Here is a 21,582-nt window from a genome sequence, read left to right as displayed (position 1 = left end):
GCATACGAATGGTTGTAATGGGACAAGGAGGATGATGGGTTGAAAATTCAACAAGAACAAAAAACGTTATTGCCGTTAACGGGGAAAGAGTACTTGGAAAGTTTGAAAGATGGGCGGGAGATTTGGTTGCATGGTGAGAAGGTGAAGGATGTGACGACGCATCCGGCATTTCGCAATGCAGCGAGGTCAATCGCTCGGTTGTATGATGCCCTCCATGATGAAAAGACAAAAGAGGTTTTGACATTTGAGACGGATACGGGGAACGGGGGCTTTACACAGAAATATTTCCGTGTGGACAAGAGTGCAGAAGATTTGTTAGCTTCGCGTGATGCCATTGCACAATGGGCACGCATGACGTATGGGCAAATGGGTAGGTCGCCGGATTATAAAGCGGCATTCCTTGCAACGCTTGGGGCGGATCCGGAGTACTACGGAAAATATGCGGATAATGCACGTCGTTGGTATAAGGAAGCGCAGGAACGGAACTGGTTTTTCAATCATGCCATCATTAATCCACCAGTCGATCGGCATAAGCCATTAGAGGCGGTTTCGGATATTTTTGTCCGAGCTGTTGGGGAGACGGATCAGGGGGTCATCGTTAGCGGAGCGAAAATGGTGGCGACGGGTTCTGCATTGACGAATTATAATTTTGTCGCGCACTATGGTGCAGCACCTATTCAAAAAGAAGAGTTTGCGCTTGTTTTCGTCGCGGCCATGGACACGCCTGGCGTGAAGCTTGTGAGCAGAGCTTCATATGAAATGAATGCCGCTGTAATGGGTAGCCCATTTGACTATCCATTGAGCAGTCGATTTGATGAAAACGACTCTGTGCTCATTTTTGATAATGCGCTCATTCCATGGGAGAACATCATTATTTATAAAGATGTGGAGAAAGTGAACAATTTCTTCGCAGAAAGCGGATTCTTGAATCGATTCACTTTCCATGGCGTGACACGTCTCGCTGTCAAACTTGATTTTGTTTCAGGTTTATTGCTGAAAGCGGTGAAGATGAACGGGTCCGACCAATTCCGTGGTGTACAAGTGAATGTTGGGGAAGTTCTTGCTTGGAAGAATATGTTCTGGGCATTAAGTGACGCAATGGCGCTCAATCCGGATGAAGGAAGAAACGGATCCAAGCTTCCGAATTTGAATTATGGCCTAGCTTACCGGATGTTCATGTCCGAAGGCTGGCCACGCGTGAAGGAGATTATTGAGAATGTTGTTGCGGGCAGTTTGATCGCCCAACCGTCTAGTGCAAAGGATTTCCAAAACCCTGAACTGCGCCCGCTGTTGGATAAATTATATAGGGGCTCCTATGGGGTGAACGCGGAAGAGAAAATAAAACTCATTAAGTTGCTGTGGGATGTTATCGGTACGGAATATGGCGGTAGACACGAATTATACGAGCGAAATTATTCAGGAAACCACGAAAATATCCGACTTGAAAACTTGGTCGTCGCGAATATGAGCGGGCAAGCGGATCAGTTTGAAAAGTTCGCTGAAGAATGTATGAACGACTACGACATTAACGGGTGGACGAACGACACGTGGATCAATCCCGATGATGTGAGCTATTTCAAAAAATGACGTGCCAATTATACACAATTGAACGAGCAGGCAAACACTTTCAAGTTGCGGATTATCCAGGTGAAAAGGGGACGATCATTGCACTTCATGGCTTAACCGGTACGCACAAAAACTTTCATCATTATGCTGAGGCATTGCAAGGAGAGTATCGTTTCATTTCCATCGACCTAAGAGGACGGGGAAATAGCTCGGGGATGGATGACGTCCCCTCTATCATTTCGCATGCGCAGGATGTGAAGGACTTGATTGAACACTTAGCTATTCAAAATCCAATTTTGCTAGGGCACTCGATGGGGGCATTTATTTCCGCGATTGTTGCGAGCGAATTGGAGACTGTGAAAGGACTTATTCTCCTGGATGGCGCAGCTCGAATGTCTGAACGACAACAGCCTATTGTAAAGCCTTCACTTGGTCGATTACAGAAAACGTACGAAACAAAACGAGCATATGTAGAAGAAGTAAAACAAATATACGGCCGATTAGGTGTTCAGTGGACGGATGCTGTGCAAGAAATCGTGGAATATGACATACATGAAGTCGACAATTTGTGGGTGCATAAGTCTTTTGGTCAATGCATTCAAGAGGACTTTAATAGTTTTTATTCATTCAACCCAAAGGAAGTGCTGTCGGCAGTAAACTGTAGCACACTGCTCGTTCAGGCAACTGGAAACATCGGTCCATTCTCGCCCTTTTTCGAGACGCAGGATTTTGAAGAGACGATACAAGCTACACCAAAACTCGTAACATACACGTCGGATTGCAATCACTATACGATGATGTTTACAAAACAGGCTGCGATTATCGAAACCATTCAAACGTTTTTGAAGGAGGTGTAGGTAAATGAGTGATGGGTTGAATTACTTCAAGGAAGTGTATGGTGTTGTACCTGAATGGGTCAGGAAAATGCATAATTACCGTCCTGAGGCACTGGACCACTACACGAATTTGCGAAGCACAATCATGCAGGACGGTGCATTATCGACAAAAGATAAAGACCTTTTGCTTGTGGGCATCAATGCGGCAAGATGCTACGAGCGAAGTATGGTGTATCACACAAAAGGAGCCATCGATGGTGGTGCAACTGTTCTTGAACTTGCTGAATTTTTGTTAGTTCCCTATGTGTATGGAGGGTCTAAATCGGTACAAACAGGCATTCAAGCGCTCCGCTATGCGCTTTCTTTACAAGGGACACCAAATGAACACTTGTCTGATTATGCATCAATGGATGAACTGCTCAGCTACTTGCTATCGATTAGCAAGGACGAAGATACATCTTTTATACGAGATGTGTTAGGTATGGTTGGCGACCGACGTAAGGAGCTTCTGTTAGAAAGTGGAATTGTCGGTTCGAAAATGAAAGCGATGCTGATGGTTGGGATTTATTGCGCGGAGCTACAAGGGTTTGAATCTGCAGAGTGGTTTGAACGCGCTCGAGCACTTGGCACGACGGAAGATGAACTAGTAGAAGTTGGTTTGATCTGTTTATTGACCGCTGGAATTCCTGCTTGGTTTGAGACGAGTGATTGGTTGACCGTTGGAGGGTGATGTGATGGCGATGCGCTTTGATTCTGTAGAATCGGTTTTGTCTGGTGTGGAGAGCGGCCAGACGATTATGATTGGCGGGTTTGGCCTCATTGGTGCACCGTTGACATTAATTGATGGGCTGACAAGAAAAGATATATCGGACTTAACAATCATCAGCAATAACTTAGGAGAAGCAGGTGAAGGGTTAGGTGCTTTACTGCGCCAGCAGAAGATTCGCAAGGCGATAGGTTCCTATTTTACGAGCAATCGTGAAGTCGGAGAGGCGTTTCAACGCGGGGAAATTCACTTGCAATTGTTGCCGCAAGGAACGTTAGCGGAAGCGATGCGTGCTGGAGGTGCTGGTATTGGCGGTTTTTATACGAAAACGGGTGTCGGTACACAGCTTGCTGATGGGAAAGAGGAACGAGAAATTGACGGTGAGCGCTATCTTTTTGAAAAGGGGATCCGTGCAGATGTTGCGCTCATTCGTGCACATAAAGCGGATACTCTAGGTAATCTCATCTACTACAAGACAGCACGTAATTTTAACCCGATTATGGCGACGGCTGCTAATTTGGTCATTGCTGAAGTGGATGAAATTGTTGCGCCAGGTGAGTTGTCTGCTGAAGAGATTGTGACCCCTCATTTATTCGTGGATCGACTACTTGTTGCACAGAAATTATTGACGAAGGAAGGTGTCGTCGATCGAGAATGCTCAAGAATTGATTGCTAAGCGTGCTGCTGGTGAATTAAAAGATAGCTCAGTTGTGAACTTAGGCATCGGCATACCGACATTCGTGGCAAAGTATGTTGAAGACGGTCAAATACACTTTCACACGGAAAACGGTTTGCTCGGTGTGACGGAAGCGGCTGAAATCGATCCGAACCTCGTAAATGCAGGTAAACTGCCGGTTGGGGAGCGCGTAGGTGCTGCGTTTTTCGATAGTGCGGCATCGTTTGGAATGATTCGAGGGGGGCACGTCGATTGTGCGATTCTTGGTGCTCTTCAAGTTGATGAAAAGGGGAGAATTGCGAATTGGGCAATCCCTGGTAAAAACATTATTGGGGTAGGGGGCGCAATGGATTTATTAGTCGGTGCAAAGAAAGTAATTGTAACGACAACCCATACGACGAAAGATGGTGCCAGTAAGCTAATGAAAGCATGTACATTTCCGATTACTTCCACCCGAAGCGTTGACATGATCATTACGGAGTTGGCGGTTTTTAAAGTGGTAGATCGTCAACTCGTTCTAATGGAACTCATGCCTGGTGTCACCCTCGATGATGTGAAGATGAAAACGGATGCCTCCTTCATTGAAGGGAGCTGTCTAGCTTGAACATTCAATCGCTCGAAGTGTACATCGTCGATCTTCCGACAATCCGCCCCCACCAGCTTGCGATGCATACAATCGTCATGCAAACGATTATTCTTGTATGTGTCAAAGGGGAAGGCGACCTCGAAGGCTGGGGAGAAGTGGCGACTATCGGTGGCGCGTCTTACTTTGAAGAGACACCAGAAGCAATCAAAGTCAATATAGAAAAGTATATAGCGCCCCATGTAATCGGTAAAAATCCAGCTCACTTTGATGCAATTGCGTATACCGTCAACCAACATGTTGTCGGCAATCGGTTCGCAAAAGCGGCGGTCGAGGCTGCGGTTGTCGATTTAGCGGCAAGATCGAGAGGTATTCCTGCTTACGAATTATTCGGTGGCCAACTTCATACTTCATTGCCAATCGCTTGGACACTTGCAAGTGGGGATACAAGACGGGACATCGAAGAAGCGCAAGAAAGTTTGAATGCAAAACGGCATAATATTTTCAAGCTGAAAATCGGTGTCGGTGACCCAAAACGGAATGTTGCGCACGTACTTGCCATCAAAGAGGCGGTTGGTGAAGTTGCGAGCATTCGAGTCGATGTCAATCAAGCTTGGGATGAAGTGACAGCTTTGTATTGCATTGAAGCACTGCAAGACGGTGGTGTGGACTTGATTGAACAACCATTGATTAGCTGGAATAAAGAAGGAATGGCCCGTCTGACATCAAAATTCAAAGTACCAATCATGGCGGATGAATCGCTTAGTTCAATAGAAGAAGCTTTTCAAGTGGCAAAAAAGCGTGCAGGGAATGTGTTTGCAATCAAACCTGCAAAAGCGGGCGGCCTTACAGCGACGAAAAAAGTTGCTGCCATTGCAGAAGCGGCAGGCATCGGCTTATACGGGGGAACAATGATTGAGTCTTCTCTTGGAACAGCGATTGCTGCACAACTGTATTCGACGATACCTGAAATGAAATACGGAACAGAACTGTTTGGCCCTCTATTGTTTACAGATACAATTACGGCAAATGCAATTGTATATGACAATTTCCAAATCGTCGTGCCCTCGGGTCCAGGATTCGGAATGGAAATGGACAAGGAGAAGATCCTTCATTATGCGAGGGATTTGTGACAGGGAGGTGGTTCATTGACAAATGTTGTCATATTGGAAGCGGTTCGAACACCTATTGGAACACTTGGCGGGTCACTAGTTAATGTGCCTGTCGATCATCTCGGCGCGACGGTAATAAGGGAAGTAATTGATCGAGTTGGAATATCCGGAGATGCTGTAGATGAAGTCATTATGGGGCAGGCGAAGCAAAGCGCAGATGCTTCCAATGCTGCGCGGGTTGCGTTGCTACGAGCTGGGCTACCCGTCACAATTCCTGGCTATACGATCCAACGGCAATGCGGGTCGGGCAGCCAAGCCATTCATTCAGCCGCTCAACAAATTAGAAGTGAAGAAGGACGGCTTGTTGTTGCGGGAGGGATGGAATCCATGTCCACCGCCCCGTACTACTTGCGGAATGCTCGCTATGGATACCGTGCTGGGAATGGAATGTTACTCGATCCGAATACCGAAAGTCAACCCGGGTCTCAGCCAATTGAGGAATATGGAAATTTGACGATGGGCATGACGGCAGAATATTTGGCGGAAACCTATGGAATTTCGCGCTCAGAACAGGATGAGTTTGCATTAAGGAGCCAGGAGAATGCTAGAAAAGCGATTCAGGTAGGCATATTTCAACAGCAAATTGTGCCAGTTGAAGTGAAGGTGAAAAAAGGACATATCCGTTTTGAAACAGACGAATATCCGCGAGAGACGGGCTTGGAGAAGTTAGGTCGCCTCAAGCCTGTTTTTAAGGAAGGTGGCACGGTTACTGCAGGGAATTCCAGCGGGCGCAATGACGGTGCAGCAGCGTTATTACTTGCATCAGAAGAAGAGGCAGCTCGTTTAGGCATGCGGCCAAAAGCGAGAATCATCGCGCAAGCTAGTTCTGGAGTGTCACCAGATCGAATGGGCATCGGACCCGTTCATTCTACGATAAAAGCCCTTGCTTTAGCGGGATTGACAATTCAAGACCTTGATCTTGTGGAATTAAATGAAGCATTCTCCGCTCAAGCATTGGCAGTAATAAAAGAGTTACGTCTAGATCTCGATAAAGTGAATCCAAACGGAGGAGCAATTGCACTCGGGCATCCGATTGGCGCAACGGGAGCGATATTACTGACAAAGTTGGTGCATGAATTAGAGCGGACGGGTAAGCGGTATGGTCTCGTCGCGTTATGCATCGCAGGTGGAATGGGTATTTCAACGATAATCGAAAATCCAAATTGGAAAGGATGAAGGTATGAATCAAAAAGTAGTAGATGTGTACAATGGAATGGTCGTGAAGTTTAAGGAGTTAATTCGTGAGCATGAGCTCGATCATAACGATTACCACGCACTTGTCAACTGGTTGGACGATTTAGGGAAAGCAGGAGAAATCCCATTGTTCATGGACGTGTTCTTTGAGACACATGCTCTTCAAGAAATGTACAAAAACGTAGAAGGAACTGAGCCGACAATTCTAGGGCCGTTCTACTTGGAGAATGCAAAAGAAATCCCAAATAAAGGTGCGATGCCAATGCGAGAAGACGAAAAGGGCGATGTGTTCTTCTTCTCCGGAACCGTTACGGATGTAGAAGGGAATCCGCTCGCCAATACGAAAGTCGACATTTGGCAAGCCGATGCAAACGGCGAATACTCAGGCTTTGCAGAAGGCATTCCTGCCGACAACTTACGTGCCGTTTTATTTACCGACGAAAACGGCAAATTCGAAGTACAAACAATCGTCCCTGGTGACTATTCCATTCCAACAGGTGGACCGACAGGCAAATTCCTTAACTGGATTGACTCCCATCCATTTAGACCAGCGCATCTACACTTGCTTTTCAAACCACAAAACGGCGACAACCTCATCTCCCAAGTCTTCTTCGAAGGCAATCAATACTTGGACAATGACGTCGCAAATGGCGTACGCGGAACACTCATAACAAAATTGGAAAAACACGACGGTGCAGAAAAAGGGTTGGCCACGGATTACTACACTGCCCATCTAGATTTTAAGTTACGACTTCAAGATCAGCCTGTCTATAGTTGATAGTTTTGTAGCGATGCATACGGGGGGGGACCTGTGTGTGTCGCTTTTTTTGATTGGGGTGCGGGCGCGGGCGTTTGTGTGCGAGCGGTCGGTTGTTTCACAGGCAGGGTTAACTTGGTGAGACGATGGTAAAGTAGTTAGAATCGGTGGTAACGCAATTTCCCCCATAATAAGCTGGTTGTATTCCGCCGAATCTGTTCGATTTAGAGATGAATATCTGTAAGAAACTGGACGAGTGGTGATAAAAGTAGTTTAAGCGGTGATAAACTCATCTTAAGCGGTGATAAAGTGTTCACAAGCGGTGATAACTAGCCAATGAGCGGTGATAATCACATTTACGGCCAACTAGTAGCATGCTTCTCCGTGATAACTCGACCGAATAGCTTACAGAAGCCGCCCTCTCCATAGTAGGATCTATGGTCCGCTGTAAATTTCATTGGCCGGGTGAACTTGGCGAGACGGTGATAAAGTCGCTCGAATCGGTGATAACACATTTCCACCATAATCATTTGGTTGTAACCCGCTCAATCTGCTCAATTTAAAGGTGTGTATTTGTAAGAAACTGGGCGAGTGGTGATAAAAGTAGTTTAAGCGGTGATAAAGTGCTTGCGAGCGGTGATAAAGTGTTCACAAGCGGTGATAACCAGCCAATGGGCGGTGATAAATCACATTCACGGCCAACTAGTAGCATGCTTCTCCGTGATAACTCGATCGAATAGTTTAAAGAAGCCGCCCTCTCCATAGTAGGATCTATGGTTCGCTGTAAATTCATTTCATTGGCCGGGTGAACTTGGTGAGGCGGTGATAAAGTCGCTCGAATCGGTGATAAACCCCTTCGAATCGGTGATAAAGTGCTTAGAATCGGTGATAAACTCCTCCGAATCGGTGATAACCAGCCTAGAATCGGTGATAACACATTTCCACCATAATCATTTGGTTGTAACCCGCTGAATCTGCTCAATTTACAGGTGTATATTTGTAAGAAACTGGGCTAGTGGTGATAAAAGTAGTTTAAGCGGTGATAAAGTGCTTGCGAGCGGTGATAAACTCATCTGAAGCGGTGATAAACTACTCACAAGCGGTGATAACTAGCCAATGAGCGGTGATAAACTACGCGCAAGCAACGAGCTTCCACCATTCATTCACAAAAAAAGAGAGATAGCGGCCGCGTGCGCTATCTTTACCGTTAATCTTTACGTTTATTGGCATATACTTCGGTCAGGGCAATGATTTGTTGCAAAATGGAGTCGGTGTGCAGTTCTTCGGGTTCGAGGGCGAGTCGCTCAACGTAGGTTTCTAACACTTGAATGAGTTCTCGTTGAGTTTGATGTAACGTTTTTTGTTCATCTAATTCTACGTTCAACGCTTGGACTTGCTGCTTTTTATCCGCAAGCAATGCAAGTAGGGCTTCTTTTTGCTTTCCTTCACCTTGCAAAATTGTCAGTGTATCGATGATTTGTTTCAACTTTTCATGGGCTTGAGATGAAATTGCATCCAGTCGCTCTCTGCTAAGTTTTCCATCAACTCTATAACCTTCCAATTGTTCAATGACAACCTGCTGCTTCTCTAGTAGTTGGGCAGCAACCATCTCCAGTTGGTTCCCGCCGTTTTGTTGATAAATCTCCATACGTTCAACGATTGACTCTAGTTTTTGAAGCAGCGCCGTTGAAGTTTTATTAAGCCTATCCATATCGCCTTTCTCCAACGTTTCCATTTTCCCAACAATCCCTTGCAACTGCTCAAGGACTTTACCCGTAGCATCCTCGACACGATCACCACTGACAGCTAAAATTCTCTCTCCAATTATCTGCATCTCTTCATGTACATTTGTACATACATCCTTGCCCTTTTCAAACGTCTCCATTTTCCCAACAATCCCTTGCAACTGTTCAAGCACTTTCTCCGTAGCAACCTCAACACGATCACCACTGCTAGCTGCAATTCTATCTATTGTTACTTGTAACTCTTTCATCAGCTGAATAGAAACATTCTTTTCCACCCCCATCTTTTCTATCACTACTTGTAACTGTTGAACCACTTCAGACAGGTCATCATTTTCAACTCGTTCAGCGACCTGTTGAAGCGCATTGACGACTTCCGCCAATCCGTAATTTCGTTCTACGGCTGCCAACATTCCTTCTTGAAACGCCTTCTCCATGGCGGACAATTGACCAAGCAATTTCTCGTTTTGCGTTTGTAAAGAGGCAATCCTTTTTTCATAGAGGGAGATGCGTTTTGAAAGTTTTTTTGACGAATGTAGCAGTTGTCGATGCTCCTCTTTCAGTCGGTTGTTTTCAGTTTGGAGGGTGTGAATGAATGCAGACGTTGCCTTGGCATCTTTCGTCTGGTACTTATTCAATTCTGCACGTAAGTAAATGATTGTCTGTTTTAATTGGACGGGATCTTCATTGACGAGATCCTTCATGGCGCACCTTCCTTATAAATTTGTTTTCATCTCATTGAGCAACTCTTCAAAAGCCTTTTTGTTCTTCACAATCATGTTGTCGAGTTCGTCAATCAGTTCCTTATCAAGAGTCGACGAGGGATTCCGATTCGTCAACCGCGTCAGTTGCAGCTCTTTATTCATCAGAAGATAGAGGAGTAGGAGGTTAATCGTTTTAGCGTCTAAATACATATAGCTGGTAGACGCTTTCTCTTCCGACTTATTGTGCAACACATCTTTTGTTAAGTTAGTAATCATGTCGTGAAATGCTTGTTGTAAAGAATGGGCGTCCACGTCATTGCTCCTTTCCAGTTGTCATCGAACCATTAATGTTGATCGAATTAAGGGCATCTACCCCGTCTGGTTGTTGGTCACTAAATAACGTGGCGGTTACGCTGCCTGCATAAAATGCAGAAGGGGACCATGTCAGTTGAAAATTTGTGAAGGACAGTGTTTCCCCAGGCTCAATCGACGTTTTGCCGATAGGTTTTAAATGAAACGCAGATTTTTCGGATCGGTCATTTATCCGTTCCCATCCATTCATTAATTGGGAAGAAAGGGCTGTTGCGTTGCTTACAAATTTTCCGTTAAGTGTGAACGGCGCTTTATCAGACAAGTGAAGGTGGAGGGTAGGGTTTGTCAGAGGTTGATTGCCAATATTGTGTATGTGAAGAGATCCGAGACAAAAACTTTCCAGCTCCGTATCGTGGGAAAGCTGCAAAGCATATGTAAAATAGCTGATACACTGTGGTCGATTCGTTTGGTTGTGTAGAAGTTCTTTTAGTGTCGCTACATACGATTCTATAACGTCTTGAAGGGTTTTTAACTTTTTTCGTACGTCATCGAATTGCATTTCTCAGCCTCCTATTCATCAATACAAGAAATAAAGAGAGGGCAAAATCCCTCTCTTTATCCTATGTGCCTACTTGTACACTTATGACGGTCATTATTCAGGGAAGATTGAGTGGCATTGTGGCGGCCTAGATGGTAGTGGGCATGAGCCGATTGCCAACTCAGCACGCGGGTGGCAGAAGTCTGCTAAAAACTCCACTGTTACTGGGAATGTAGACTGAATGCTTTGGCACGTTCTGATTGTTACGACAAGGTTGGAGAAATAGAACAGGTTTCTAGTAGCTGGATCCCCTGCACCGCCTCTTGTGACGGTACCTGTTGAGCTAACGAAGCAATCCAAGTCTGTATACGTAACTGTCACTTCTGTGTCTTCTGGAGCACAAAGGATTACTTGCTCAGACCGTGCTACGTCGATTGGTGTGCTGCGGTATACTTCACCGTTCGGCAATGTCATGACAACGACAAGTCTGAATCTCTTACGGATAGTCAGCTGTTGCAAGCAAACACGTTTTCCATCAATGATGAATTCACGATTTACACGATCTAAAATGACAACCGGATTTTCAGCTTGTGGTACTGGACGTACTTCACACGTGTAAGTGGCATTTTGGAAATCAGCACCTGCTGGAACAGATGGGAATGTCAATGGGCTTTGAGGTGTGAAATCAAAAGTATTTTCTTTTAATACCCAGTCATACACCTTGTCGACATTAATACAAATCAATTCCTGGTCAGGACGAACTTTCTCTTTCATTTATATTGTCACCTCCGTATTTTAAATAGCCTTGCATTCGTATCATATGTACCTTGACGACAGTTGCTTAGGCAAAAGAAAAGGTCGAGTTGGAATTCTTTCATGTTGGATTAAATATGACAGGAATCACAGGATAATCCGCACAGTAATAAGATAGGAATGACAAGAAGGAATTGAAAGAGGGGAACTCATGGATAAACAAGATCGTCGAGACGAAGAAATTGAACAATTGAATAAAAAGATTGAGCGGTATCGCCAGGCACTTGCTTCATTAAAGAAGGATAGTTCGACAACCGACATTCATCTAAAGAGAAGGATGGGGAAAGTCGAAAAAAGCGTGGAAGCCCAGAACGGTCAATTGGAGGAAATGGCGAAAATGCTGGAAGAAGGACTTCGTTTCCTATCGAAACAAGTGACTACTATAGAAGAGACCGTTAAAGAGTTGACTACGCAAGTAGCGGACCTTGAAGAGAGCAGTTCTTCTGGGGATATAAACGTTGATCACATAGCGGCATCGAAATCATCTGTCCCATCATTCCGCCAACTTCATCATATGGCCAATCAACTGCCAATGGAAATGGCTCAAAAGCAACTGCACAATCGCTACAACTATCCACCTCCTACACATGTTACGGCTGCATCCATTAAAGCGACACATACACAAGATGGAGAAGAACATGAAGAAAAACGACAAATAGATAGATGGCGAAACCATGAAGGAGCTACACAGGAAGTCGTACGAAAAACTGCAACACCTGTACAAGATGCACCTTCATCCACACCCTCCGCAAAAGTTATTCCAGAAGTAACCATTGAGCAGGAAGAGAGAAACACAAACTCGCCATTATGGAACGTGTTTAAAAGAAAGTGATGAGAAATGGGTGATGCATGGTAGACGAAAAACCGATAATGACTTGCCCGTCCGTTCATCATTTTCTTGAATACGATAAGAACGAAGGGGGTGTTAACATGGCTTGCTGTGGTAAAAAAGATCACGTGGATAGCGGATGTGGTCGCAACCGAGGTTGTGGACGTGTACAGGCGGATAGGGAAACTTGTTCAACCCCAAACAGAGGGACAGTCATTGGTCCGTTCCGTGCTGTGGAAATCCGGGATATCCGCGTACAACCATAAGTGGAAAGCATCCTATTTCTCATTCCATCTTCGTTAAATACTCACCCTGACAAGAGGATAGAAAAGAAACCACTTAACGGATACTACCTTAGAACCAACTGTTAACAGCCCCTTTGCTGTTAATGAACAGAGGTGCTTTCTTGATTTACGCTGTACAAGAAACACATTAAATAATATGAAAAACCACATGAAACCAAGTTGCACGATGCTTGGTATTATGTGGTTTTGTCTATTGGGATGGATTGGAGCTTTTAAATACTTCGAAAGAGAGAGGTATTGTTGAAAGTCATGTAGAAGTAAATAGGTGGAGTAGGAGGAGATTATTATAAAATTTGTTATTCATTTCACAACTGGAAAGGCATGGAAGGATGGTCTACCGCATTGGGAACAAGGGCTCGTACCTCATCGAGAATATGTGAAAGAAGCGTTAGCTGAAGGGATTCTGGTGGCAGGAGGGCCGTTCATGGATCACACAGGTGGGCTAATTATTCTTGAGGTTGAAAGTTTGGAAGACGCAAAACGTTTTGCTTCTAATGACCCAGCGGTGATTGAAGAGAAATTTGAAGCGACCATTTTTCCTTGGGAGCCATTGGAAGGGATTTTTAATAAGTGATTTACGAAACGAAGATGGTGCAGTTCAGAGAATGATTTATTTGACAATGAATAAGAAAGAAGTAACCATAAAGGCGAGAGTTCGGTTAATTAAAAGCGAACTTTTGCCTTTATAGTAACATGCTGAAACTGAAACATCCTTCTATAAATAATATTTACATCTTCCTGCTTTTAACGATCAACGTCGTCGGAAGCATCTCCGCCTTCTCAAAAGAATACCAACGATTCGCATGTCTTTCCCGATCCTCCTCCGTCAATGAAACGTCTTCTATGACCTTCTCGATTTCGAATCCACACTCGATTAATGTATTCAAATATGTACTTACTTTGTACTGTTGCATGATTGCAGGTGCATGCCATGCTTCATGATCATAAGGGCCTTCCTCGTGATAGGATTTTTTGAAATGAAGGGCTCCATTTTCAAAACGCGCACGGCTGTGTAAAGGATGCTCCCAGCTGAAAACAAAGAGACCACCTTTTTTCAAATACTTTGCTACGTTCGCAAGTGTTTTGTCTAAATCAGTTGTCCATCCTAGTGCATATATGGAATAGACGATATCAAAATACTCTTCAGGTAAACCAGGATTTTGCTCCATCGGCGATTCGAATAAATAAACAGGTGCGTTGCAGTCTGCTAACAGACCCTTTGCCGTTTCAATTTGTGTCTTTGACAGGTCTACCCCCCATAGCTCGGCTGCACCTCTTTTGTCCATATACTGTAAGGAATGGCCGCTTCCGCAACCAATATCCAACACCTTGGCATTTGTAATTTCCCCTAGTAAGTGCAAATCATCTTCCCGCAGGGCGAGCGGTCCATACTCCGGAAGTGGATTTCGACCGAAAAATCGCGGGGCAACCTCATCCCAACTTTTTTTGTTTATTGCCAATGAATCAATACTCATTTAAATGCTCCTCCCATTCTCTTATGGGAATATATATTCGATATTTCTACAGGAATCTCCTTTAATTTTGTTCGAAAAAGAGGATTATATCTTTTTAAAAGAGAAGTAGTAAGAAGATAAGGGGGCAAGTATGTTGAAGGGAAACTATCAAATTCAAAAAGCAACAGAGGGCGAAATTGTACCCGTTACTCAATTATTAAAAGAAGTGGCAGCTTGGCTAAAAATTAAAGAAGTTAACCAGTGGGGGTTTTTATTAGCAGGTGGAGAAGATGAAGAAATTCGACAAGCTATCTTAGATGGAGCGACATATGCGGTCTGGTTGGATGGTGAACTGATTGCTACGTTTACGCTCTATGCAACACAAAGTGAATGGGATCAACACATTTGGGGGAGCGAAGATCATGAGGATGTCCTATATCTACACCGGCTAGCGATACGGCCGGCTTATATGGGGAAAGGGATTGGTCAAGAACTATTAGAATGGATTGAAGTAAACCTCGATAAAACAATCCGTCTTGATTGCGTTTCAAATCATCCGAAGTTAAGGACGTTTTATACAGAAAATGGATTTGAGGAAGTGGGCATTAATGACGGACATTGCAAAATGCAAAAGTGATATGTGGAATGAAAGGTCTTTCGCAGTTAACCAAAATGTAAGAGCGTTTATAGACATGGGGATCATTCCAAATAAAAACTATAACAACAATGAGTTACGTAGCGGAACAACGGATGGACAGGTATATGTCATTTCGGAAAATAATACGCCACTTTATACGCTTAAATATGATCATCCGAATGGAATCGAAATGGTTGAACGTTTTTTCACCACGTATGCCCATATCGACCTATTCCCCAAAGTGCATTATGTCGATCCAGAAAAGCACTTTTTTCTCTATGACTACATAGAAGGACATACACACGTCAACCGTGGATTGAAGTCTGTATGGATGAAGCGATTGGTTCAAGGTTTATTTAATCATTACGAAAAAGTAGATGCATCATCAGCTTGGGGTAGATTAGGGGGAGAACCTCGTCACCAATGGCTTGATTTCAACAGGAAAAGCTTAGAATATGCGCATGAGAACATTGGGGATTTATTGCCGAATGAGGATTATGTGAGCATGAAAGGTATTGTTGAGAGACTAGCTGTGGATGAATCCCAGGAGGAGAAGTATTATCTTCACGGCGATACAGGCGTTCATAATTTTGTCTTTCAAGACAATAATCTTGTGGGTGTCATTGATCCGTCGCCGATGGTTGGTCCTGTCCTGTATGACTTCACCTATGCATTTTGCTCGTCTCCGGATGATTTATCAATGGAAACCTTGCTATCCTCGTTTTCACTACTAGAGAATGTACAGATATCAACATCTCGACTTATTGAGGAAGTCGTTTTTCAGTTATACACACGGATTGGGATTTGTAAAAAGGTGCATCCATATGATTTGGAGGAGTACTTGAACGCATGGGATTATTGGAAACGTAAAATCTAGGATGGAAGAGATAATAGTTTACAGTAGTTGTGATTCTGCGGATGGGTGCTAGTATGAGAAAAATTTGGAGGTATTATATTGACAGCAGAAAAAATAGTAAAGGTTTGTGAAAAAGGACATACGTTTTACAAAAGTAGTGAATGCACAAGTTGCCCTACTTGTAATAAGGAAAATAAACCTGCAAGTGGCTTCCTTTCGAAACTCAGTTCGCCCGCAAGAAATGCACTGATTCACGAAGGAATTGACACTTTGCAAGAACTTTCGAAGTACACGGAAAAGGAAATCCTGAAACTTCATGGGATTGGACCAGCTTCCTTGCCTACTATGAGAAGTTCATTAGAGGAAGAAGGGTTATCCTTTAAATAATAACTTATCGTGCTACTATGAACTGTTGCTATCCAATTGGGCACAAGTTCTCCTCACTTTAACGGCTAAATTGAAACTCTAGAATATAGGAACATGAATTATGTTATAATATAGAAAATTAAAGGCGGTGGTGATTTTATGGGATATATTGAATCATCAGAAGAGCTTATGAAGCACATAGCAAATATGAATCGTGATAATTCAGTTTTACAATTTTCTCTTCCAGGGAAGGGAAAGTTCACCCTTGTCCTACAGGAAGAGGATGAAGTTTCAATCAAAACTGATGTTGAAAATAACCCTCAGCTTAAACAAATGATTGAAGAAAGTAAAAATGAATATAAAACAGGAAAAGGTATGTCAACTTCACAACTATTAAATTCACTTTCTGCAAAGGATTTCGAATAGTGGGTAGTAAAAATATAATCTGGCTTCCTGCTGTTAGAGAAAAGCTCATGCAGTTTAGGAGTGAACATTTCACGCCAGAGGAGACTCTGGAATTCATATTTACACTGATTTTAGCTATTGAGGAATCCTTAAGAGATGAATTTAAAAAACATACACAGAGGAGTTTGGTTTCTATAAGGGTTTATCTCGAATCGTTATTAGGAAATTCAAGATTTATTATGAAAAGGATCAAAATAATATAATAATTCTTGGCATATTATTTCCAGGTGAAGCATAGTCACCAATTCCAGCAGCCCTTTGTATAGGGGCTTTTTTATTATGAAACGGTTTTATGCAAACGTTCCTCCTTTTTTGAAAAAAAATTCCCAAAGCCAATCTATAAGACGAGGGGCGAAACAACATACGAAAAGTTGAAGTAAAACCCTACTCAGAGAAATAGTATTTATTAAACAAAAAGGAGAGTCAATATGGAAATTGTCTATTTCGCAGGGGGATGTTTATGGGGCGTACAAGCTTTTATCAAAACATTACCGGGCGTTACATTTACTGAAGCCGGAAGAGCTAACGGAACAAGTCACACACTTGACGGAGAATATGATGGGTACGCCGAATGTGTAAAAACAGGATTCGATCCAACAATTGTAACGATTAGCGACTTAATGAATTATTTTTTTGAGATTATTGATCCATACAGTTTGAATAAACAAGGCCAGGATGTAGGGGTGAAATACAGAACAGGAGTATATAGTGAAAACCCTGAACACTTAAAAGAGGCGAAGAAATTTATTGCCGGAAGAGAGGATTGGAACCGTATTGTTGTTGAAGTATTACCTCTTACAAACTATGTGAGAAGTGCAGAAGAACATCAAGATCGGTTAACAAGGTGTCCGAATGATTATTGTCATATTCCTGATGAATTATTAACTAAATATAAGTAAGGGGTGAATCGACATACGGAAAGTTGAAGTAACACCTTACTCAGTGAAATGGAAGTCGGATTTTGAGACCGAATCCAAACGATTACAAGCCATTTTCGGCGCTGAAGTAATCGACATCCACCACATCGGAAGTACATCTGTATGCGGGTTGGCTGCTAAACCGATTATCGACATCATGCCTGTGGTAAAGGATATTTCACTGATCGATAAGTATACAGACGAAATGGACCGTATTGGCTATGAAGCAAAGGGTGAAAATGGGATTCCCGGACGCCGCTACTTTCAAAAAGGCGGAAATGAGCGCACGCATCATGTACATATTTACGAACAAGGCTCTCGCGACATTGAAAGACACTTGGCATTTCGGGACTACTTGCGTGTTCATCCAAACATAGCTAAGCAGTATGGAGACCTAAAAGAGAGGTTGGCGCATCAATTCCCAGACGATATTGATGCGTATATAGACGGAAAGGCAGAATTTGCGTCAGAGATTGAGAGACAAGCCGTTAGGTGGTACCGACAGCTATGAAAATCTTTATCATGGGGATTGTTGCAAGCGGGAAAATGACTTACGCCAAAGAACTATCGAAACAAACAAGTTTGCCTTTTATTGAACTGGATTCTGTCGTTTACCGTACTGTGGACGATGTGCGGGTGAAACGATCGCTAGATGAACAACTTAAGGTGATTCAGGAAATGGATGCTGCAGGAAGCTGGATTGCGGAAGGGGTGTACCGCCCTTCCTATCACATCCTCTTAGATATGGCGGATGTTGTCATTTGGTTGGATCCCCCGTTATGGAAACGGAAAATGCGGATTTTGAGCAGACATATAAAGCAAGTGATGGGAATGGAAGCATGTGCGTATGAACCGAATGTGCAAATGCTGCGCAACATGTATAAATGGACAAAGTACTTTGAGGTACGGCGCGATAAAATGAATGAAATCCTTCAACCACATCGACATAAGTTACTAATCGTTCAGAACAACCCGAATAACAATAAACACTTGCTAGAATTCAGTGCAAGCATATGAGGAGGGAATATATACATAGACCGTATTGGTTAACAAACGTGACATTGGAAACAGGTTTTATTAAATAGGACGGACAGATTGTCGGTACAAAAACAGGATGCTTTCACATCCGAATTGAAGATGAAGATGCTGTGGAATTTAGTATATGAAAAAGGTGGCTTGCAGCTATGATCAATCAAAATGCAAACTTGGAGAAATACGCTGACCCTGAAATGTATGATTATCTTTATGAAGGATACCAGAAGGATTTACATACGATTTTAAAATGGGCGAAGCAAGATGAACCAATTGTCGAATTGGCTTGTGGCACAGGAAGGTTAACGATTCCGATGGCACAAAAAGGTTTTCGCATAATTGGTGTTGACCTGCATGAAGGGATGTTGAAGAGAGCAAGACAAAAGGCGGAAGAACTAGACCTGTCCATTGAGTTTGTTCAACAGGACTGTACACAGTTGGACATTCCTGTAAAAGCTTCACTAGCATTCATGACGGGAAATTCCTTTCAACATTTTCTTACGAATGAAGCACAGAATGCTTTATTGCAATCAGTTCGAAAACATCTAGTAGAGGATGGGGTTTTTATATTCGATACCCGCAATCCAATTTTGCAAGAGTTGTCGGTACTTGATGAATATGAAGAGAAATTTGTCGATAAAGATGGCAATCAAGTGATCGAGAGTTCCCGTGATAAGTATGACCACCTGACACAAATACTCGACTGTCAAACCAATCGGAAAGTTTATCGGGACGGCACGTTAATTGCCGAGTCGCAAGATGGAATTTTGCTGCGGTATTCATACCCGCAAGAAATGAACAGATTGTTACAGGAAAACGGATTTGAAATTGTACAGGTGTATGGGGATTGGGATGAAATTCCGTTACATGCAAGAAGTGTTTCGATGGTGTATGTAGTGAAACGGAGCAGGTAGAAAATGATTGCACACAGATGTTGTTTTGGCGTAATTCTAAGTGTATTTTTACTGGCGATACACATTTATTTAACTCGTTTAATTAAGGGAGTAAAAGACAATTATAAAGCTGTACGTAAAGTTGAAAGCCGACTTTATGTACAGCTTTTACTATTACTTGTAGCCCTTATTTCACTAATATAGAAAATGCATAACTGGCCTCGCCTTTAATGTCGCCGATCCATTTCACGACGGCCGAGTAATAGTATTTTCCGGGTTCTTGAGGTGCATTAAACGATTTTCCGTCGTGTTCCACATAAGATTCCTCGCCTTTGAAAAATTGTATGAGATCAATTTCAATATTATCAAGTCCTCTTAGCTCATTTGGTACTCCAGGATTAGTGGGTAGTGAGAAGAGTATTTCTTCTCCAGGAGTGACACGCATAGTTCTCGTCCCTGATAAAAGGCTACTAAAGTCCTCAACATGTACTATGTTACATTTTTTATCCGGTTTTTCCCAGCAAGATCTATCTCTTCTGATTGAGGCAACATCATTGTTAACGGTCACTCCGGGTGTGGGAGGCATTCCTGTATATCCACTTTCTTCTAGGTATTCTTCACTTGGTGATGGTACTTCCTTGGTTTTTTCAGTTGAACAGGCGGACATTAACAATAGAAACATTACTAAAAAAGAAATAAAGACTATACGTCTCACAACATCAACTCCATTTAATTAGAATATTAATTTCGTATTATTACAAAAAAATGAACAAACAATAAAATTATTCAGGAAATGGAAGGAGTAACCACTTTAAATGTCGAACTATGTGTAGTAAGACGTTGAAAAGGAGTTGCAATCTGTTCTTTGTTCGATCTACTAGTAATATGATTAAGGAACAACTGAAGGGGGGATTCTATGTGGTTAAGGATGGTTCAATTTGAAGTGAGTAAAATTTTTAAGACAAAGTATTTCAGGACGTTTTCGTTCATTTTATTATTATTTCTTATAGCTTATTATGTATTCGTTTACATAAATACGACCCGTTTGGATGAGGTAGTCTCTAACCTTGAAGGTACGTTAACTTCAATGGAAAAACAACTAGCGGAGACAGAAGAAGGGACAACTGAATATGAGATTTTCAACAATGTCTATGAAAAGCATAGACATGAAGTGGAGGCTTATAAAAAACATGATTGGCCTGCTGTAATGAATCATCAAATTGAACTTTTACCGCCCGATCTTGATAGCAATATTGTAAGTAGGCAATATTATACATCTTCTTTCCCAACACTTTTTACAATGGAGACGAGACGAGCACAATACAATTGGTTGATTGAAAAAGAGATTGAACCGGTATTTTGGTTGTGGGACGTGTCATGGAAAACGGCTTATGACTTGTATTATCCGATGGCGGGTGTTGGAGATGATGAATTTCTGAGACAAATCGTCGAAAAATATAGCAATCAATATTCTTCGACAGGTATTTATTATGCAAAACATGTCGCCGGCCTTCTTTTTAGTTTAGGAGGGGTTGTGTTCTTCTCACTTCTGTTTGGGGATGTCGTCACAAAAGAAGGGTTAGCCAAAAATGGATCTATTCATCTTTTGCGTACACAACCTATTAACAGGCACGGCATTTTGGTCGGCAAATTCATAGCGATTCTACTTGTAAGTTTTGTATTTCTAGTAGGTATAGGGGCGATATCGGTCGTACTAGGTGCGATCTTTGACCGTTTGGGGGACTGGGATTATCCGGTGCTTGTGTATGGCGAGGATTATGCATTTGAATTTATCAATATGGGAACTTTCATCCTGAAGTCAGCCCTCCTGTTTTTCATGGTGCTGTTGTTCTGTTATTCTTTATTGTTCCTTTATTCAATCCTGGCAAAACGTATGATACTCGCGCTTGGACTGACAATACTTACGATTTTGATAGGTGTGCAATTAGCAGAGCAGTCCATTTTATCGAGTTTTGCGCACTATATACCTTTCCATTATTTTTCGACGACGGACATTGTCACGATGGAGTTCGCAGCAACATTGAAGAATTTTAACTTTACTTATACGACTGGGATGATGGTTTTAGCTATTTGTAGTGGGGTTCTATTAGTAGCCACTTATATGCTCTCACTCTTTCAATATAAGAGTCAGAGATAAGTAAAAGATTA

At 42.7% G+C, this 21,582-nt stretch carries 26 protein-coding genes; 20 read left to right on the top strand and 6 right to left on the bottom strand.

Translation table 11 applies throughout. From position 1 onward, the window contains the following. Positions 1-45 precede the first annotated feature (45 nt). From ACVHUV_RS01880 to ACVHUV_RS01845, 8 genes are read left to right on the top strand one after another with little or no spacing between them, the layout of a single operon-like run. A complete protein-coding gene (locus ACVHUV_RS01880; RefSeq protein WP_462086842.1) occupies positions 46-1,587 on the top strand; it encodes a 4-hydroxyphenylacetate 3-hydroxylase family protein in 1,542 nt (513 codons plus the stop codon). Then, positions 1,584-2,423 (top strand): alpha/beta fold hydrolase, encoded by an 840-nt coding sequence (locus tag ACVHUV_RS01875; RefSeq protein ID WP_462085943.1) that lies wholly within the window; start codon positions 1,584-1,586, stop codon positions 2,421-2,423. Before ACVHUV_RS01880 ends, ACVHUV_RS01875 begins: the two co-directional genes overlap by 4 nt. Positions 2,424-2,427: 4 nt before the next feature. Next, a complete protein-coding gene (locus ACVHUV_RS01870) occupies positions 2,428-3,132 on the top strand; it encodes a carboxymuconolactone decarboxylase family protein (RefSeq protein ID WP_462085942.1) in 705 nt (234 codons plus the stop codon). A gap of 4 nt (positions 3,133-3,136) precedes the next feature. Further along, positions 3,137-3,844 carry a CoA transferase subunit A gene (locus ACVHUV_RS01865; RefSeq protein ID WP_462085941.1) on the top strand — a complete coding sequence of 236 codons (708 nt, stop codon included), beginning with the start codon at positions 3,137-3,139 and terminating at the stop codon, positions 3,842-3,844. Continuing rightward, on the top strand, positions 3,816-4,448 hold the full coding sequence (locus tag ACVHUV_RS01860) for a 3-oxoacid CoA-transferase subunit B (RefSeq protein WP_462086841.1): 633 nt from the start codon (positions 3,816-3,818) through the stop codon (positions 4,446-4,448). Before ACVHUV_RS01865 ends, ACVHUV_RS01860 begins: the two co-directional genes overlap by 29 nt. Continuing rightward, on the top strand, positions 4,445-5,560 hold the full coding sequence (locus ACVHUV_RS01855) for a muconate/chloromuconate family cycloisomerase (RefSeq protein WP_462085940.1): 1,116 nt from the start codon (positions 4,445-4,447) through the stop codon (positions 5,558-5,560). Before ACVHUV_RS01860 ends, ACVHUV_RS01855 begins: the two co-directional genes overlap by 4 nt. Before the next feature lie 15 nt (positions 5,561-5,575). Next, positions 5,576-6,775, top strand: a complete 1,200-nt coding sequence (locus ACVHUV_RS01850; RefSeq protein ID WP_462085939.1) for a thiolase family protein — start codon at positions 5,576-5,578, stop codon at positions 6,773-6,775. Positions 6,776-6,779: 4 nt separating this feature from the next. Then, on the top strand, positions 6,780-7,571 hold the full coding sequence (locus ACVHUV_RS01845; protein WP_462085938.1) for a dioxygenase family protein: 792 nt from the start codon (positions 6,780-6,782) through the stop codon (positions 7,569-7,571). A 1,186-nt stretch (positions 7,572-8,757) separates the two neighbouring features. Here ACVHUV_RS01845 and ACVHUV_RS01840 read toward each other — a convergent pair. The 4 genes from ACVHUV_RS01840 to ACVHUV_RS01825 all read right to left on the bottom strand — a co-directional run bounded on the left by ACVHUV_RS01840 (position 8,758) and on the right by ACVHUV_RS01825 (position 11,620). After that, positions 8,758-9,996 (bottom strand): hypothetical protein, encoded by a 1,239-nt coding sequence (locus ACVHUV_RS01840; protein ID WP_462085937.1) that lies wholly within the window; start codon positions 9,994-9,996, stop codon positions 8,758-8,760. A 12-nt stretch (positions 9,997-10,008) separates the two neighbouring features. Further along, complete coding sequence (locus ACVHUV_RS01835; RefSeq protein WP_371390982.1) at positions 10,009-10,308, bottom strand: hypothetical protein; 300 nt, start codon at positions 10,306-10,308, stop codon at positions 10,009-10,011. A gap of 1 nt (position 10,309) precedes the next feature. After that, complete coding sequence (locus tag ACVHUV_RS01830) at positions 10,310-10,867, bottom strand: hypothetical protein (RefSeq protein WP_462085936.1); 558 nt, start codon at positions 10,865-10,867, stop codon at positions 10,310-10,312. 93 nt (positions 10,868-10,960) lie between these two features. Continuing rightward, a complete protein-coding gene (locus ACVHUV_RS01825) occupies positions 10,961-11,620 on the bottom strand; it encodes a BMQ_0737 family morphogenetic spore coat protein (RefSeq protein ID WP_462085935.1) in 660 nt (219 codons plus the stop codon). Between the two features lie 190 nt (positions 11,621-11,810). Here ACVHUV_RS01825 and ACVHUV_RS01820 point away from each other — a divergent pair, with 190 nt between their 5' ends. The 3 genes from ACVHUV_RS01820 (at position 11,811) to ACVHUV_RS01810 (ending at position 13,367) form a co-directional block, all read left to right on the top strand. Further along, positions 11,811-12,491, top strand: coding sequence for a zinc ribbon domain-containing protein (locus ACVHUV_RS01820; RefSeq protein ID WP_462085934.1), 681 nt, complete (start codon positions 11,811-11,813; stop codon positions 12,489-12,491). Positions 12,492-12,589: 98 nt separating this feature from the next. After that, positions 12,590-12,754: a hypothetical protein gene (locus ACVHUV_RS01815; protein ID WP_371390985.1), complete on the top strand. Its 165-nt coding sequence runs from the start codon at positions 12,590-12,592 to the stop codon at positions 12,752-12,754. Positions 12,755-13,169: 415 nt separating this feature from the next. Then, positions 13,170-13,367, top strand: coding sequence for a YciI family protein (locus ACVHUV_RS01810; protein ID WP_371390986.1), 198 nt, complete (start codon positions 13,170-13,172; stop codon positions 13,365-13,367). Between the two features lie 154 nt (positions 13,368-13,521). Here the strand turns inward: ACVHUV_RS01810 and ACVHUV_RS01805 are convergent, their stop codons facing one another. Then, a complete protein-coding gene (locus tag ACVHUV_RS01805; RefSeq protein ID WP_462085933.1) occupies positions 13,522-14,268 on the bottom strand; it encodes a class I SAM-dependent methyltransferase in 747 nt (248 codons plus the stop codon). Between the two features lie 133 nt (positions 14,269-14,401). Here ACVHUV_RS01805 and ACVHUV_RS01800 point away from each other — a divergent pair, with 133 nt between their 5' ends. The 8 genes from ACVHUV_RS01800 to ACVHUV_RS01765 all read left to right on the top strand — a co-directional run bounded on the left by ACVHUV_RS01800 (position 14,402) and on the right by ACVHUV_RS01765 (position 19,434). Then, the gene (locus ACVHUV_RS01800; RefSeq protein WP_462085932.1) at positions 14,402-14,884 is read left to right on the top strand and encodes a GNAT family N-acetyltransferase; all 483 of its coding nucleotides are present in this window, start codon (positions 14,402-14,404) and stop codon (positions 14,882-14,884) included. Beyond that, on the top strand, positions 14,856-15,761 hold the full coding sequence (locus ACVHUV_RS01795; protein ID WP_462085931.1) for an aminoglycoside phosphotransferase family protein: 906 nt from the start codon (positions 14,856-14,858) through the stop codon (positions 15,759-15,761). Before ACVHUV_RS01800 ends, ACVHUV_RS01795 begins: the two co-directional genes overlap by 29 nt. Before the next feature lie 78 nt (positions 15,762-15,839). Then, positions 15,840-16,127 carry an RNA polymerase alpha subunit C-terminal domain-containing protein gene (locus ACVHUV_RS01790; protein WP_317945053.1) on the top strand — a complete coding sequence of 96 codons (288 nt, stop codon included), beginning with the start codon at positions 15,840-15,842 and terminating at the stop codon, positions 16,125-16,127. A 138-nt stretch (positions 16,128-16,265) separates the two neighbouring features. After that, on the top strand, positions 16,266-16,532 hold the full coding sequence (locus tag ACVHUV_RS01785; RefSeq protein ID WP_317946897.1) for a hypothetical protein: 267 nt from the start codon (positions 16,266-16,268) through the stop codon (positions 16,530-16,532). A gap of 467 nt (positions 16,533-16,999) precedes the next feature. After that, entirely contained in the window at positions 17,000-17,470 is a 471-nt protein-coding gene (locus tag ACVHUV_RS01780; protein WP_462085930.1) for a peptide-methionine (S)-S-oxide reductase, read from the top strand. A gap of 13 nt (positions 17,471-17,483) precedes the next feature. Next, positions 17,484-17,999 carry a GrpB family protein gene (locus tag ACVHUV_RS01775; protein ID WP_462086840.1) on the top strand — a complete coding sequence of 172 codons (516 nt, stop codon included), beginning with the start codon at positions 17,484-17,486 and terminating at the stop codon, positions 17,997-17,999. Beyond that, positions 17,996-18,505 carry a P-loop NTPase family protein gene (locus ACVHUV_RS01770; protein ID WP_462085929.1) on the top strand — a complete coding sequence of 170 codons (510 nt, stop codon included), beginning with the start codon at positions 17,996-17,998 and terminating at the stop codon, positions 18,503-18,505. The genes ACVHUV_RS01775 and ACVHUV_RS01770 overlap by 4 nt, the downstream gene beginning before the upstream one ends. 167 nt (positions 18,506-18,672) lie before the next feature. Further along, the gene (locus ACVHUV_RS01765) at positions 18,673-19,434 is read left to right on the top strand and encodes a class I SAM-dependent methyltransferase (RefSeq protein WP_462085928.1); all 762 of its coding nucleotides are present in this window, start codon (positions 18,673-18,675) and stop codon (positions 19,432-19,434) included. A 166-nt stretch (positions 19,435-19,600) separates the two neighbouring features. Here ACVHUV_RS01765 and ACVHUV_RS01760 read toward each other — a convergent pair whose 3' ends face one another. Beyond that, positions 19,601-20,128: a hypothetical protein gene (locus ACVHUV_RS01760; RefSeq protein WP_462085927.1), complete on the bottom strand. Its 528-nt coding sequence runs from the start codon at positions 20,126-20,128 to the stop codon at positions 19,601-19,603. 201 nt (positions 20,129-20,329) lie between these two features. Between ACVHUV_RS01760 and ACVHUV_RS01755 the strand changes: the two genes are divergently transcribed. Further along, positions 20,330-21,571: an ABC transporter permease gene (locus tag ACVHUV_RS01755; protein ID WP_462085926.1), complete on the top strand. Its 1,242-nt coding sequence runs from the start codon at positions 20,330-20,332 to the stop codon at positions 21,569-21,571. Positions 21,572-21,582 lie beyond the last annotated feature (11 nt).

This window comes from Sporosarcina saromensis (assembly GCF_054901285.1).
This window is presented reverse-complemented; position numbering and strand designations above follow the sequence as displayed.